The 15,119-nt window shown below is 68.0% G+C and carries 15 protein-coding genes; 6 read left to right on the forward strand and 9 right to left on the reverse strand.

Annotated elements, in window-relative coordinates; genetic code table 11:
- The first annotated feature begins 54 nt into the window (after window positions 1-54).
- A complete protein-coding gene (locus ABIA65_RS12075) occupies window positions 55-597 on the forward strand; it encodes a hypothetical protein (protein ID WP_241403101.1) in 543 nt (180 codons plus the stop codon).
- Window positions 594-1,580, forward strand: a complete 987-nt coding sequence (locus ABIA65_RS12080; RefSeq protein ID WP_241403100.1) for an NAD(P)H-quinone oxidoreductase — start codon at window positions 594-596, stop codon at window positions 1,578-1,580. Before ABIA65_RS12075 ends, ABIA65_RS12080 begins: the two co-directional genes overlap by 4 nt.
- Here the strand turns inward: ABIA65_RS12080 and ABIA65_RS12085 are convergent.
- From ABIA65_RS12085 to ABIA65_RS12110, 6 genes are read right to left on the reverse strand one after another with little or no spacing between them, the layout of a single operon-like run.
- Entirely contained in the window at window positions 1,577-2,185 is a 609-nt protein-coding gene (locus ABIA65_RS12085) for an Rv0804 family intramembrane glutamic endopeptidase (protein WP_354523636.1), read from the reverse strand. The two genes, ABIA65_RS12080 and ABIA65_RS12085, sit on opposite strands and share 4 nt — an antisense overlap.
- Window positions 2,185-3,909: an alpha/beta hydrolase gene (locus ABIA65_RS12090; protein ID WP_354523637.1), complete on the reverse strand. Its 1,725-nt coding sequence runs from the start codon at window positions 3,907-3,909 to the stop codon at window positions 2,185-2,187. The genes ABIA65_RS12085 and ABIA65_RS12090 overlap by 1 nt, the downstream gene beginning before the upstream one ends.
- Window positions 3,906-6,200: a phosphoribosylformylglycinamidine synthase subunit PurL gene (purL, locus tag ABIA65_RS12095; protein ID WP_241403097.1), complete on the reverse strand. Its 2,295-nt coding sequence runs from the start codon at window positions 6,198-6,200 to the stop codon at window positions 3,906-3,908. Before purL ends, ABIA65_RS12090 begins: the two co-directional genes overlap by 4 nt.
- Before the next feature lie 9 nt (window positions 6,201-6,209).
- The gene (locus tag ABIA65_RS12100; RefSeq protein ID WP_354523638.1) at window positions 6,210-7,415 is read right to left on the reverse strand and encodes a cation:proton antiporter domain-containing protein; all 1,206 of its coding nucleotides are present in this window, start codon (window positions 7,413-7,415) and stop codon (window positions 6,210-6,212) included.
- Between the two features lie 42 nt (window positions 7,416-7,457).
- The gene (locus ABIA65_RS12105; RefSeq protein WP_241403095.1) at window positions 7,458-7,808 is read right to left on the reverse strand and encodes a VOC family protein; all 351 of its coding nucleotides are present in this window, start codon (window positions 7,806-7,808) and stop codon (window positions 7,458-7,460) included.
- A gap of 15 nt (window positions 7,809-7,823) precedes the next feature.
- Window positions 7,824-9,080: a M18 family aminopeptidase gene (locus ABIA65_RS12110; RefSeq protein ID WP_241403094.1), complete on the reverse strand. Its 1,257-nt coding sequence runs from the start codon at window positions 9,078-9,080 to the stop codon at window positions 7,824-7,826.
- Between the two features lie 50 nt (window positions 9,081-9,130).
- On the opposite strand from ABIA65_RS12110, the gene ABIA65_RS12115 reads away from it, so the two are divergent.
- The 3 genes from ABIA65_RS12115 to ABIA65_RS12125 are packed head-to-tail and all read left to right on the forward strand — an operon-like array spanning window position 9,131 to window position 11,756.
- On the forward strand, window positions 9,131-10,156 hold the full coding sequence (locus ABIA65_RS12115) for a Dyp-type peroxidase (RefSeq protein ID WP_354523639.1): 1,026 nt from the start codon (window positions 9,131-9,133) through the stop codon (window positions 10,154-10,156).
- A complete protein-coding gene (locus ABIA65_RS12120; protein ID WP_241403092.1) occupies window positions 10,156-10,953 on the forward strand; it encodes a family 1 encapsulin nanocompartment shell protein in 798 nt (265 codons plus the stop codon). The genes ABIA65_RS12115 and ABIA65_RS12120 overlap by 1 nt, the downstream gene beginning before the upstream one ends.
- A gap of 53 nt (window positions 10,954-11,006) precedes the next feature.
- Window positions 11,007-11,756 carry an SDR family NAD(P)-dependent oxidoreductase gene (locus tag ABIA65_RS12125; RefSeq protein WP_354523640.1) on the forward strand — a complete coding sequence of 250 codons (750 nt, stop codon included), beginning with the start codon at window positions 11,007-11,009 and terminating at the stop codon, window positions 11,754-11,756.
- 65 nt (window positions 11,757-11,821) lie between these two features.
- On the opposite strand, the gene purQ is transcribed toward ABIA65_RS12125, so the two are convergent.
- Window positions 11,822-12,496 (reverse strand): phosphoribosylformylglycinamidine synthase subunit PurQ, encoded by a 675-nt coding sequence (gene purQ, locus ABIA65_RS12130; RefSeq protein WP_241403090.1) that lies wholly within the window; start codon window positions 12,494-12,496, stop codon window positions 11,822-11,824.
- On the reverse strand, window positions 12,493-12,732 hold the full coding sequence (gene purS, locus ABIA65_RS12135) for a phosphoribosylformylglycinamidine synthase subunit PurS (protein ID WP_241403089.1): 240 nt from the start codon (window positions 12,730-12,732) through the stop codon (window positions 12,493-12,495). Before purS ends, purQ begins: the two co-directional genes overlap by 4 nt.
- A 60-nt stretch (window positions 12,733-12,792) precedes the next feature.
- Here purS and ABIA65_RS12140 point away from each other — a divergent pair, with 60 nt between their 5' ends.
- Window positions 12,793-13,446 (forward strand): MBL fold metallo-hydrolase, encoded by a 654-nt coding sequence (locus tag ABIA65_RS12140; protein ID WP_354523641.1) that lies wholly within the window; start codon window positions 12,793-12,795, stop codon window positions 13,444-13,446.
- A gap of 26 nt (window positions 13,447-13,472) precedes the next feature.
- On the opposite strand, the gene ABIA65_RS12145 is transcribed toward ABIA65_RS12140, so the two are convergent.
- Window positions 13,473-15,113, reverse strand: coding sequence for an FAD-binding dehydrogenase (locus ABIA65_RS12145; protein WP_354523642.1), 1,641 nt, complete (start codon window positions 15,111-15,113; stop codon window positions 13,473-13,475).
- Window positions 15,114-15,119 lie beyond the last annotated feature (6 nt).

The raw sequence follows: 15,119 nt of genomic DNA on the forward strand, positions 1-15,119 counted from the left end.
CCCCTGCACGGACACGCTTGTGACGTCCAAACACGCAAGCGCAGGGAGCTACCGATGCGTACCGAAGTTCACGAGGATCTGGTCCTCTCACACGCAGTTGTCACCGCCGACGTGGAGGCGCCCATCGATCGAGTCGATATCGCCCAGTGGCTGAGAAGTCTTCCGACGCATGAGTATCAACGTTGCGCGCCAGGGGATCACAAGGCGGCCGGCTACACCGTGGACGACGACGGGACGCCGATGTCGATCAACGTCGAGATGATCGGCACCGGCCTGGTGGTCCAGCAATACCGCTACGAGGTCGCCGAGCCGCACTACTGCAGGATGGTGTCGCTGTCGGACATTCTGACCCCGTCGGGATGGACCACCACGCAGGTCATTTGGGAACTTCGCATGGAGCATCTCGACGGGGATCTGTGCCGCTACACCAACACGGTGACCTCGCACCCCACCGACGACTTCCTGAAGTTCATCGCTGAACAGGGACAGACATTCGAAGAGGCAGCGAACGCCCGGCAGGAGGCCTCGGGACGGCATTGCCGGATCGAGACACCGCTGTACGCGCAGAGCATCGCACGCTGGGCGACTGCGCGATGAGTTCAGCGGTGTTGTTCGACCATCCCGGCCCCCCGGAAGTCCTGCATTGGCGGTCTGTGAACCCAATCCATCCCCGACCCGATGAGGTGGTGATCAGGGTGGCGGCGGCCGGCGTGAACAACGCCGATCTCCTACAGCGCCGAGGGCACTACCCGGTGCCCGATTGGGCGTCACGCACGTTGGGCTTGGAGTGCGCGGGAACGATCACCGAGGTCGGAGCCGATGTGATGGCCTGGGGGCCCGGCGATCTGGTCTGCGCCCTGCTCGACGGCGGCGGCTATTCCGACGAGGTGGCAGTCCCGGCCACCCAGGTCATGCCCATCCCCGCGGATCTCACGGTGATCGAGGCGGCCGCCATTCCCGAAGTCGCCGCCACCGTCTACTCCAACCTCGCCATGATCGCGCGACTCGAACGGGGTCAGACGGTGCTGGTCCACGGCGCAGGCGGCGGTATCGGCACCTTCGCCATCCAGTGGGCGACCGCGATCGGCGCACATGTCATCACCACCGCAGGCAGCGATGCCAAAGTACGGGCTGGCCTGGAACTGGGGGCCCAGACCGCGATCAACTATCGCGACCAGGATTTCGTCACCGCCACGCTGGCAGCCACCGAGGGCCGCGGAGTCGATGCGATTCTGGATGTGGTGGGTTCGGACTATCTCGCACGAAACGTCGAATGCCTTGCACCGGACGGACATCTGGTGATCATCGGCGGAACCACCGCTCCGGCCCCGCTTGATATCGGGTTTTTGATGGCCAAGCGCGCCAGCGTCACCGCAACAATGCTCCGTGCCCGTCCAGCCCACCAGAAGGCCGACATCATCGCGGGAGTGATCCGCGACGTCCTTCCCCTGTTCGAAACCGGCACTCTCCGCGTCGTCGTCGACACCGTCGTTCCCATGGCGGAGGCGGCCCGCGCCCACGAACTCTTGGAATCCAGGAGCACCCTCGGCAAGGTCATTCTCGACAACCGCAACGCCTAGGCCCTGCGCTGCACCGTGAGCGCGGCGATCGCGCCCGCCTCGTTGACCGCCAGGTGAGCCAGCATCGGCGCGAGAAGGCTTCCCGACCGGGCGTAGAGCCACGCGAATGCCCAGCCGGCAGCACCGGTGACGAGCACCGTGCCGACCACGGGTTCACCGACGCGGCGTGCGTCGGCGATATGCGATAGCCCGAATGCGGTGGCCTGCAGCAGTCGGCCCCACCGCGGCCCGAACGCGGCCTCGGCGGCGGCGCCCAGCGCGCCACGATAGGCGGCCTCCTCGCTCCACACCGTGCCGAGCGGGATACGTGCCAGCAGCCACTCCCCCGTCGATCCGGGCAGTTCCCGATCGGCCATCTCGGTTCGCACCGGTGGCAGCGCGGTCGACGTTCCGACGGCAGCCGACAACAGGGCGGCGACCGGAAGTCCCCACCGCAGGCCGCGCCAGATCGCCGGCGGGGTCAGCCCGAGTGCGGCCCCGGAGCGACGGACCAGCACACCGGCCAACACGCCCTGGACCGCCATCTGCGCGCGGGGCGCCATCCCTGGGCCGACCGCGCCACTCCAGGTCACCAGCCCCGTGGCCAACGCGAGGGCGTCACGCATCAGGACGCGGGTCCGTCTTTGGCTGCCGACTTCTGCAGCGAGGCCCGGACGCGTTCGGTGTCGGCGGCGGTCCAACCGTCCGGTGGCACCACGGCGGCCCAGCCGTCCAGCACTGAGTCGCCGTAGTTGTGGCCATGCCCGCCCGGCACCGCGGACGCGTTGGTCATGTCCGCGCTGACCTGCCAGAAGGTGACTATCGGATACCACCGCATTGACGCCGTGCGATCAACACCGGGGGGCTCGACCAGCCACTGCGGCCGGGAGAACACCAGATCCGGTGACCACCAGATGATGGGGTCGGACGCATGTTGCAGGAACAGCACGCGGGTGCCGTTCCATGGGGGTTCGGCGATCCGGGCGATGTCCTCCGCGTCGGCGGCCTGCGAGAAGCGGACCGTGCGCCCGTTGTCGTAGCGCGGTTGCACCTCCGGGGTGCCCGGGTCGCGGCGCGCGACGAGATCACTCCAGAGCGAACTCTCGTGCGGTGGACCAACCCAGAGCACGGCCGAGAAGTCCATCCGCGCGATATCGGGAAGCCAGGGAAAGGCGCCCTGGCCCGCCATCGAGCCCAGACTCTCGCCGTAGAGCACCAGTTTGGGCCGCCCCTGCGGCGGCAACGCCGTCCAGCGATCGTGGATCGCATCGATCAGCATGCGGCCCGACTCGATGGACTTCTCGCGGTCGGCGAGAAACGAGATCCAACTGGGCAGATAGGAGTACTGCACCGCGACCATGGCGGTGTCGCCGTTGTACATGGTCTCCAGTGCGCGGGCGGCGACGGGATTGACCCAGCCGGTTCCCGTGGTCGGCACGATGACGAGCAACTTGCGGTCGAATGCGCCGGTGCGCTCGAGTTCGCGAATCACGACGTCCATGCGCGCGGCATCGCTGTCGGCGGTCTGCAGCCCGGCATAGACCCTGATCGGCTCCTTGGCCGGTCTGCCGTTGACCCGCACCAGGTCGTCGATGTCGGGGCCGGTCGCCACGAAGTTGCGGCCCTGATAGCCCAACGTGTCCCACGGCGCGAATGATGTTGGGCTACCTGATCTCTGTGGCGCCGTGGGTTGGGTGACACCGTCGCGGGTGGCGGAGTTCTGCGGCTGGAACACCATGCTCGCGCCGGTCAGAAAGCCCCGGTACAGCACGCCGTTGATGAGCATGATGAGCACCACGACCATGATCGACGCACCGATGAACAACGCCACCTCGTGATGCAGGTGCCACCGCCGGATGAACAGACGCGCCCACAGCTTGGCGGCATCCAGGAATACCCGCGACATCCCCACGCACAGTCCGCCGACGAGCACCGAGATTCCCAGCGTGCGTAGGTAGGCCGGCGTGTCGGGACCCTCGATGCCCATCAGCGTCGACACCTGGCGCTGCCACGCCGAGGCGGGCACGAGCATCAGCAGGGACGCGGCGATCGATGCCGCGACGGTCACGCCCTTCAACCAGTACAGGACTCGCGGTGCGGGCGGCCACCAGCTGCGGCCGCGGAGAATGAAGCGGCGCACCGCCTTTCCGATCAGCACGCCGATGGCGTAGCCGATCGACGCGTTGAGACCCCCGATGAGCCCCTGGAACAGCCAGTCGCGGGGCAGCAGCGATGGGGTCAGCGACAGGCAGAAGAACAGCGCGCCGAACGGAACGCCGACGAAGTCGAGCCGGAGCAGGCTCCAGGCCCAAAGCAGTAGCGGGTGTTGTATGTGGGCTGGCGCCCTCACCCGAACAGTCCGGGCAGAACGCCCTCCGACGTGCTCCGCAGTTCCTCGAGACTGATGGTGAACTGCCCTTGGACCTCGACGGAGTCACTGCCCTCGTCGACGACGCCGATGCGGACCGCCGGAAGTCCGCGCGCCTCGCACATGGCGCGGAACCGACTCTCCTCGGTACGTGGAACGGCGACCAGCACCCGACCCGTGGACTCCGAGAACAGCGTGACGAAGGGGTCGGCATCCTCCGGAAGCAGGATGCGGCAACCGGTTTCACCGGCCATGGCGGCCTCCACAACCGCCTGGATCAGCCCACCCTCGCTGAGGTCGTGAGCCGCCGAGATCAGCCCGTCGCGCGACCCGGCGGTCAGCACGTCGGCGATGAGCTTCTCGCGCTCCAGGTCGACCGTCGGCGGCATGCCGCCGAGGTGGTCGGCGGTGACCTGCGCCCAGATCGAGCCGTCGAACTCGTCGCGGGTGTCGCCGAGCAGCATGAGCGTCTCACCGGGTTCGGTGCCGAAGCCGGTGGGGATGCGTCGCTTGACGTCGTCGATGACACCGAGCACGCCCACCACCGGGGTCGGGTGAATCGCCGTCGTCCCGGTCTGGTTGTAGAAGCTGACGTTGCCACCACACACCGGAATGCCAAGCGTCACACAGCCATCCGCGAGACCGCGAACGGCCTCGGAGAACTGCCACATGACGCCGGGGTCCTCGGGTGAGCCGAAGTTCAGGCAGTTGGTCACGGCGGCGGGGGTGGCTCCCGTGACGGCGACGTTGCGGTACGCCTCCGCCAGCGCCAGCTGCGCGCCGGTGTAGGGGTCCAGGGCGGTGTAGCGGCCCGATGCGTCGGTGGACAGCGCCACGCCGCGGCCGGTCTCCTCGTCGATGCGCAGCACACCACCGTCGGCGTGCTCGGCCAGCACGGTGTTACCGCGCACGTAGCGGTCGTACTGCTCGGTGATGAACGCACGGCTGCACAGATGCGGACTGCCCAGCAGCGCGAGCAGCGTCGCGCGCAGCTCGTCCCCCGTGGCCGGGCGGGGCAGCTTCGCCGAGGTGTCGGCGTTGAGCGCGTCCTGGGTGTCGGGGCGCTGCACGGGGCGCTCGTAGACGGGGCCCTCGTGCGCGACGGTGCGCGGCGGCACGTCGACGACGGTCTCGCCGTTCCAGGTGATCTGTAGCCGATCGCCCTCGGTGACCTCACCGATGACGGTCGCGAGGACCTCCCACTTACGGCACACCGCCATGAACTTCTCGACGTTGTCCGGCGTGACCACCGCGCACATGCGCTCCTGCGACTCGCTGGAGAGCACCTCGGCGGGCGTCATGAACTTGGCCCGCAGCGGCACCTTGTCCAATTCGATGGACATGCCGCCGTCACCGGCGGAGGCGAGTTCAGATGTGGCACACGATAATCCAGCACCGCCGAGGTCCTGGATGCCGACCACGAGGCCGGCCGCGTAGAGGTCGAGGCAGCACTCGATGAGCACCTTCTCCATGAACGGGTCGCCGACCTGGACGCTGGGCAGCTTCTTGCGGCCCGCGCCGTCCTCGTCGCCACCGAACGTCTCCGAGGCCAGCACCGAGACACCGCCGATACCGTCGAGGCCGGTGCGGGCGCCGAACAAGATGATCTTGTTGCCCGTGCCCGACGCGAAGGCCAGGTGCAGGTCCTCCTTGCGCAGCACGCCCACGCACAGGGCGTTGACCAACGGGTTGCCCGCGTAGCAGGGGTCGAACACCGTCTCGCCGCCGATGTTCGGCAGACCCAGCGAGTTGCCGTATCCGCCGACGCCGCGCACGACACCGTCGAGAACTCGCCGTGTGTCGGGGGCGTCGGCCGCGCCGAAGCGCAGTTGGTCCATGACGGCCACCGGGCGGGCGCCCATCGCCATGATGTCGCGCACGATGCCACCGACACCGGTCGCCGCACCCTGGTACGGCTCGACGTAGGACGGGTGGTTGTGTGACTCGACCTTGAACGTCACGGCCCAGCCGTCACCGATGTCGACCACGCCGGCGTTCTCACCGATGCCCGCGAGCATGGTGGACCGCATGGCCTCGGTGGTCGTCTCACCGAAGTAGCGCAGGTGCACCTTGGAGGACTTGTAGGAGCAGTGCTCGCTCCACATCACCGAGTACATCGCGAGCTCGGCGTCGGTGGGGCGACGGCCGAGGATCTCACGGATCCGCTCGTACTCGTCATCCTTCAGCCCCAGCTCACGGAAGGGCTGAGGCTGATCGGGGGTGGTGGCGGCGTGCTGGACGGTGTCTACAGATGGGGAGGACCCGGATGTCACCCCGGTAGTTTATTCGCTTTGCGTGCGGGCGAACGCGCGCGCTGCCGCTGGCGCCCCAAAACCGTGCAGGAAGACGCTGCCCAACACCACCGCGACCATGACGAGCAGGACCGTGTGTTCGTCGCCTCCCTCGAGCACATTGAAGGCCAGCAGGCCGAAAACGATCGATGCGGCGCCCCGTGGACCCAGCCAGCCCAGCATCAGCCGTTCCGGCCAGGAGAACTTCGACCCGAGCATCGCCACCGCCACCGGCAGCATCCGCACCAGCGTCAACGCCAGCAGACAGAACACCACCACACCGACTGTCAGGCCGGCTCGCCAGTAGGCGATCAACGCGACGCCGCCGAAGACGAACCACATCGCCGCCGTCAGCAGAAAGCTGAGGTCGTCCAGCAGCTCCAGCTCGCGCACGGCATCCTGGGAACGCCGGAAATAGTGATACGCGACACCACACACGAAGGCCGCGACGAAACCGTTGCCCGCCACCCCGAGACTCAGCGTGTACGCCAGGGCGGGCGCGCACACCACGATGATGCGTTTCGACTGCGCGGTCATCCGGCCGCGTCGCTCGGCGGCGTTGGCCGCCAGTGCCAGGCCCGCACCAACCGCCAGGCCGAAGACAAGGGCCTTGAGGGTGTGCGGGACCGCGTCGGCAAGCGCCGCCAGCGGGGTGTCGGCCGGATCGCGATCGCCGCCGGCGAGTGCCAGCGCAAAGATGAAGATCGGCGAGATGATGCCGTCGTTGTAACCGGCCTCCGCGTTGAGCAGATCGCGGACCCGGCGGGGCACCTGCCTATCCCGCACAATCGATGGGACCGGGGAGAAGTCGACCAGCGCCACGATGCACGCGATGACGAGCAGGGTCCCCCACGAGGTGCTGGGCAACAGCCAAAAGCCAAGCAGCACCGACAGTCCCAGGCTCAGCGGCAGGGCGATGAAGAGCAGTCGCATGGTCGAGCGCGGGTCACCACCGAACAGGCGCCCACGGACTGCGGTCGCGTCGACGAAGAGCAAAACCGCCAGGATGATTCCCGCGATGTGCTCGGCAAGCTCGGAATCGAGGGTGTCGGCCAGCGAGCCGTGCGTGGTGTATTCGACTACCGCGCCGGCGATGACCAGGAACAGCGGTGATGTGATGAGCCACCGTTTGAGCCATCGGGCCGAGAGCGCCCACCCCGCCAAGACGACCGAGACCGCGATGAGCGACAGCAACACCGGCGCGATCTTGCCACGTCCACCGGCATTCTCAGCGGTGTGTCAGGCCTCGCCCGCCACGCAGAAGGCGTTGCCCTCGGGGTCTGCCAGCACCACCCAGTCGAACCCCGGCCCGAAGCTGTTCCGGCCGACCTCTGTCGCCCCGGCGGCGACCAGTCGGGCCACCTCGGGCTCCTTGTCGGCACTGTGGAAGTCCAGGTGGACCTTGTTCTTGCCCGGGGTCGGATCGGGCACCCTCTGGAACCCCAGCATCGGCCCCTTCTCCAGGGCCACCATGACGAACTCCCCCGGTGCCACGGCATTCACCGTGCCGCCGACAGCCTCACTCCACCACGCCGCGAGCGCGTCGGGATCTGTGCAGTCGAAGGTCACCATCGCAATATCGAGAGACATGCGACTCACGCTAGATCACGCCGGTGACAGAAACGCCTGCAATGCCGACGAGTAGGACGCGACATCGTGAGCCCCCATCAGCTCACGCGCCGAGTGCATCGCGAGCTGGGCCGCGCCGACGTCGACGGTCGGTATTCCCGTGCGCGCAGCCGTCATCGGACCGATGGTCGACCCGCAGGGCAGATCGGCGCGGTGCTCGTAGCGCTGCAACGGGACACCCGCCTGCTCACATGCCAGCGCGAACGCAGCCGCCGTACGACCGTCGGTGGCATAGCGCAGGTTCGGCTGCACCTTCAGCACCGGCCCGCCGTTCACCGCGATCAGATGGCCCGGTTCGTGGCGATCCGGGTAGTTGGGATGCGTCGCGTGCGCCATGTCGCCGGAGGCCACCATGGACCCAGGGATGCGGCGCAGGAAGTCCTCGCGTCCCCCGCCGGCGGCGAGCGTGATGCGTTCGAGCACCGTCAGCAGCAGATCGGACTGCGCGCCGTGGTCGGACGTCGAGCCGACCTCCTCGTGGTCGAACAGCGCAAGCACTGGCAGGTGCTCACCCGGTTCGGCGGCCAGGAACGCCTCTAACCCGGCGTAGCAGGTGCCCTGATTGTCGAGCCGGGGCGCACTGACCATGTCGCGGTCGACGCCGATGACCGTCGACGGGGCCAGGTCGTGGGTCATGAGGTCCGCAGCGAGCACCTCACCGGGGTCGAGGTCCACACTCGCGGCGACGTAGGAGACGAAGTCGCGTGCGGAATCGCCGACGCCCCATACGGCGTTGACGTGGCGCTGCGGATCCAGCGTCACACCCTTGCGGTCCTCGGAGAGGTGTATCGCCAGCTGCGGCACACGCAGCACCGGGTCGTCGACGCGGACCAGCACGTGCTCGACGGTGTTGCCGCGGCGCAGCGACAACCGGCCGCTGACCCCGAGGTCGCGGTCGAGCCAGGAGTTCAGCCAGGCTCCGCCGTAAGGCTGCAGTGCCACGACGCGCCAGCCGGCGACGACCCGGTCGGGGTGCTGTTTGACCCGCAGGTTCGGACTGTCGGTGTGACCGCCGACGATGCGGAACGGCGTTGCGGCGCCGTTCGTCCGCCACGCCACGAGTGAGCCCGCGCGGACCGTGAAGTAGCCGCCGGGCGTGTTCGGCCAGTGCTCGCTCTCGGACAGTTCGGTCAGGCCCGCGTCACGCAACCGCCGCGCTGCGGTCTCGCACACGTGATAGGGCGACGGGGATGCGTCGATGAACTCGCAGAGGCTCTGGGGGCTGGCTGCCATCTTTGTATCTTGACGGGTGATTTCCCCCGCGTTGGCGCTAGGGTCCAGATGTGCCCGATGCCGTTCCGCAGCCAGTGCTGGCGCCGCTGACGCCTGCTGCGATCTTCCTGATCGCCACGATCGACGACGGCGGCGAGTCCGTGGTGCACGATGCGCTCGGCGATATCTCGGGCCTAGTGCGCGCCATCGGCTTTCGTGATCCGACGAAGAATCTGTCGGTGGTCGCCTCGATAGGCTCCGACGCGTGGGACCGGTTGTTCGCCGGACCGCGACCCGTCGAGTTGCATCCCTTCATCGCGTTGGAGGGCCCGCGCCACCGTGCGCCGTCCACTCCGGGCGATCTGCTCTTCCACATCCGCGCGGAGTCCCTGGACGTCTGTTTCGAGTTGGCTGGCAAGCTTGTGGAGGCGATGGCCGGTGCCGTGACCGTCATCGACGAGGTACACGGCTTCAAGTTCTTCGACAACCGGGACCTGATGGGTTTCGTCGACGGCACGGAGAATCCCAGCGGTCAGATCGCTGCGAGCGCCACGCAGATTGGCGACGAGGATCCCGACTTCGCCGGCGGTTGCTACGTGCACGTCCAGCGCTACCTGCACGACATGAGTGCGTGGAACTCGATCTCGGTCGCGGAGCAGGAGGCGGCGATAGGCCGCACGAAGCTCGACGACATCGAACTCGATGACACCGTCAAGCCCGCCAACTCGCACGTCGCGCTCAACGTCATCGAGGACGACGACGGCAACGAGTTGAAGATCGTGCGGCACAACATGCCGTTCGGCGAGGTCGGTAAGGCCGAGTTCGGCACGTACTTCATCGGCTACTCCCGTGCGGCCGCGGTCACCGAGCGGATGCTGACCAACATGTTCATTGGGGATCCGCCCGGTAACACCGATCGGATCCTGGACTTCTCGACCGCGGTCAGCGGCTGCCTGTTCTTCACGCCCACCGCCGATTTCCTCGATGATCCACCGCCGTTGCCCACCGACGCGGATGTCGACCTCCCCGTGGCCACCGCACCCGCTCCCTCGTATTCCGGTTCGCTCTCGATCGGCAGTCTGAAAGGACATCCCTGATGAACAACCTGCACCGCGAACTCGCGCCGATCACCAACGAGGCGTGGGCCGAGATCGAACTTGAGGCGACCCGAACCTTCAAGCGGCACATCGCAGGTCGTCGTGTGATCGACGTCAGCGGGCCCAGCGGGTCGACGACGGCGGCGATCAGCACCGGTCACCTGCTGGATGTGGAGTCACCCGGTGACGGCGTGGTCGCACACCTGCGTGACAGCCGTCCGCTGGTGCGCCTGCGGGTGCCGTTCACCGTGGGCCGCACGGATGTTGACGATGTCGAGCGCGGCTCGCAGGACTCCGACTGGGATCCGGTGAAGGAGGCCGCCAAACAACTGGCATTCGCCGAGGACCGGGCCATCTTCGAGGGATACCCGGCGGCGTCGATCAGCGGCATTCGCAAGACGAGTTCCAACCCGGCTCTCGCGCTGCCAGAGGATGTCCGCGAGATCCCCGACGTCATCGCCCAAGCCCTGTCCGAGCTGCGCCTCGCCGGTGTCGACGGACCGTACAGCGTCCTGCTGTCGGCCGATGTGTACACCGCGGTCAGCGAGACCACCGCGCACGGCTATCCGATCCGCGAGCACCTCGGCCGACTGGTCGACGGCGACATCATCTGGGCACCCGCGATCGACGGCGCGTTCGTGCTGTCCACCCGGGGCGGGGACTTCGACCTGCAGCTCGGCACCGACGTGTCGATCGGCTACCTGTCCCACGACGCGGAGACGATCTCGCTCTACCTCGAGGAGACCCTGACGTTCCTCAACTACACCGCCGAGGCGTCCGTCGCCCTGACTCGCTAGTCGCCTGTGCGATTTCCGGAATAAACGATCCGGAATTGGCGCTTGTGCGGTTCATGACCGACACACTCACAGGCAAGACCGCACTCGTCACCGGCGCCACCGCGGGCATCGGCTATGCCATCGCACGACAACTCGCATCCGAGGGCGCCGAGGTGATCGTGCACGGCCGCAACGCCGAGCGCGGCGCCAAGGTGGTTCAGGAGATCCAGAACACTGGCGGCACAGCCCGTTTCATCGCCGCCGATGTGTCCGATGTCACTGACGTGCGTCGCCTGGCCGATGAGGCGGGTGCCGTCGACATCCTGGTGAACAACGCGGGCATCTACCGCTTCGCCCCGACGTTCGACACCACCGACGCCGACTTCGACGATCAGATCAACACCAACCTGCGCGCCCCCTACGTGCTGGTGCAGAGGCTGGTACCGGGCATGGTGGCGCGGGGCCACGGAACCGTCATCAACGTGACGACCGTCGCCGCGACGGTCCCCGCTGAGGGCGCGGGCATCTACGGCGCGAGCAAGGCCGCGCTCGAACTGCTCAACGCGCTGTGGGCCGACGAGTTCGGCGGCCAGGGCGTGCGGGTCAACGCCGTCGCCCCCGGCCCCACCCAGACGCCCGGCACCCTGGTGTTCGAGGATGGGCTCATCGAGGGCCTGGGCAAGACCACCGCGCTGGGCCGCACCGGCGAGGCCGACGAGATCGCCAACGTCGTGACGTTCCTGGCCTCACCGGCGGCGAGCTACGTCAACGGAACAGTGGTGACCGTCGGCGGCGGCTACCGGGCCGTCCATCCGGCCGCCTGACCCCACTGCGATTTCGGCGCGGTCTGGAGCGGTGGGCGCTCCTTAGCGCGCCGAAGTCACGCAGGCTAGGCGGCGAGGACGGCGTCGAGCGCCGAGAAGAACATGCCGAGCCCGTCATCGGACGGCCCGGTCAGCGCCTCGGTGGCGTGCTCGGGATGCGGCATCAGGCCGACGACGCGGCCGTTGGCCGAGCTGATGCCGGCGATACCGCGCATCGAGCCGTTGAGGTTCTCGCGGTAACGGAAGACCACACGGCCCTCGCCCTCGAGTTCGTCGAGCACCGACTCGGAGGCGACGTAACGGCCCTCCCCTGACTTCAGCGGGATCAGCAGGTCGGCGTCCTGCTCGTAGCGCGTGGTCCACGCCGTCGAGGTCGACGTGACCTGCAGCCAGACGTCGCGGCAGATGAAGTGCAGTCCGGCGTTGCGGGTCAGGGCGCCGGGCAGCAGGCCCGCCTCGCACAGCACCTGGAAACCGTTGCAGATCCCCAGCACCGGCATACCCTTGGCGGCCGCGGCGACGACCTCGCCCATCACGGGCGCGAACTTCGCGATCGCACCGCAGCGCAGGTAGTCGCCGTAGGAGAACCCACCCGGGACGATGACGGCGTCGACACCCTTGAGATCGGCGTCGGCGTGCCAGAGGTTCACCGACTCGGCGCCCACGGCACGCGCGGCGCGGGCCGCGTCGACGTCATCGAGCGTCCCGGGGAACGTGATCACCCCGACGCGCGTGGTCACTGATCGTCCCTGGTGATGACCCAGTCCTCGATGACGGTGTTGGCCAGCAGCGACTCGGCGATCTCGGCGAGCGCGTCATCGCTGACGCTGTCGTCGACCTCGAGTTCGAACCGCTTGCCTTGCCGAACATCCGACACTCCGGCATGGCCGAGGCGGCCAAGGGCACCGACGATCGCCTGACCTTGCGGATCGAGGATCTCAGCCTTCGGCATGACGTGCACTACGACCCGGGCCACGGGCGGCTCCTTCTGGTGGAGAACGGTCGGCGATCACTCTACCGGCGGCACAATGGAGCCATGCAGCTGACGCATTTCGGCCACTCCTGCCTGCTGGCGACGTTCCCCGACGGCGGGGGCGCCGACACCACGGTCCTCTTCGACCCGGGCACCTTCTCGCACGGCTTCGAGGGCATCACCGGCCTCTCCGCGATCCTGATCACCCACCAACACCCCGACCACGCCGACGTCTCGCGTCTGCCCGCACTGCTGGACGCGAACCCGCAGGCCGCGCTGTACGCCGACCCGATGACCGCCGCCCAGCTCGGCGCGCCGTGGACGGCTGTGCACGCCGGTGACGCGTTCTCCGTGGGCCACCTCGCCGTCCGCGGCGTCGGCGGCACCCACGCGGTGATCCACCCCGAGATCCCGGTTATCGACAACATCTCCTACCTCGTCGGTGACGGGGATCACCCGGCGCGCCTGATGCACCCGGGCGATGCGCTGTTCACCCCCGGCGAACCCGTCGACGTGCTGGCCACGCCGGCGGCCGCACCGTGGATGAAGATCTCCGAGGCCGTCGACTACCTGCGAGCCGTCGCTCCGACGCGCGCCGTGCCGATCCACCAGGGCATCGTCGAACCGAGTGCACGGGGCATCTACTACGGCCGGCTCTCGGAGATGACCGACACCGACTTCCAGGTCCTCACCGAGGAGAACGGCACTTCGTTCTAGGCGTGCCCGTTCTAGGCGTGCCCGTTCTAGGCGTCGCGCGCGGCGGCGCGGCCCGCGGCACGACCGGAGAACACACAGCCCCCCAGGAACGTGCCCTCGAGTGACCGGTAGCCGTGCACGCCGCCACCACCGAAACCGGCGGCCTCACCGGCGGCGTACAACCCATCGAGCACCTCACCGTCGGCCTTGAGGACCCGCGCATCCAGGTCGGTCTCCATGCCGCCCAACGACTTCCGGGTCAGAATGTGCAGCTTCACCGCGATCAGCGGGCCCGCCTTCTCATCGGTGAGCCGGTGCGGTGCGACGACGCGACTGATCCGGTCGGCCAGGTAATTGCGCGCCCCGCGGATCGCGGTGATCTGACTGTCCTTGGTGTACTTGTTGACCACCTCACGGTCGCGCGCGGTGACCTCGTCGGCCACCACGGCGTAGTCCAGCGGTTCGACGTCGGGGATGGCGTTCATCTTGGACACCAACTCCTGCAACGAATTCGCCGAGACGAAGTCGACGCCACGATCGACGAATCGCTGGACGGGCGCCGGCGCCCCTGGCTTCACGCGGGCCAGCACCTGGCGCACGCTGGCGCCCGTTAAGTCAGGATTCTGCTCCTGACCGGACAGCCCGAACTCCTTGGCGATGATGCGGGCGTTCAGCACGAACCAGGTGTAGTCGTAGCCCGTCTTGGCGATGTACTCCAGCGTGCCCAGCGTGTCGAACCCCGGGTACAGCGGCGCGGGCAGGCGTCGACCGGTCGCGTCGAGCCACAGCGATGACGGGCCAGGCAGGATTCGAATCCCGTGATCGGGCCAGATCGGGTCGTAGTTGGTGATGCCCTCGGTGTAGTGCCACATCCGGTCGCCGTTGATCAGGTGCGCGCCCGCGGCCTCGCTGATGCCGAGCATCCTGCCGTCGACGTGCGCGGGCACCCCGGACAGCAACTGCTCGGGCACCCGGCCCATGCGGGCGGGCCAGTTGGCGCGGACCAGGTCGTGGTTTCCGCCGATGCCACCGCTGGCCACGATCACCGCGGAGGACCGGAACTCGAACTCGCCCTGGATGTTCCGAGACGACGCCACACCGCGCGCGGCCGATGACGGATCGAGCACCGCGCCACGAACACCTGTCACCGCACCGGCCTCGACGATGAGTTCATCGACGCGATGCCGGTGGGCGAACCGCACCCGCGGATTGTTGGTCAGTCGGCGCGCGAACACGTCAACGATCGCCGGCCCGGTGCCCCACGTGATGTGGAAACGCGGCACGGAGTTGCCGTGCCCTCGGGCGTCGTACCCGCCGCGCTCGGCCCACCCGACGAGCGCGAACGTCTGCAGACCGCGCTCGCGCAGCCAGCTGCGCTTCTCGCCCGCCGCGAAGTCGACATAGGCGTTGGCCCACTGCCGCGGCCAGTGGTCCTCGACGCGGTCGAATCCGGCGGTGCCCATCCAGTCCTGCAGCGCCAGCTCGTAGCTGTCACGGATGCCGAGCCTGCGCTGTTCGGGGCTGTCGACGAAGAACAGCCCACCGAACGACCAGAAGGCCTGACCACCAAGGTTGGCGGCGTTCTCCTGGTCGACGATCAGCACCGACCGTCCCCGGTCGACCACTTCACATGCGGCCACCAGGCCCGCGAGTCCGGCACCCACCACGATCACGTCAGCGTCAGCCATGACGCC

It is taken from the genome of Mycolicibacterium sp. 624 (genome assembly GCF_040548615.1).
Lineage (GTDB): Bacteria > Actinomycetota > Actinomycetes > Mycobacteriales > Mycobacteriaceae > Mycobacterium.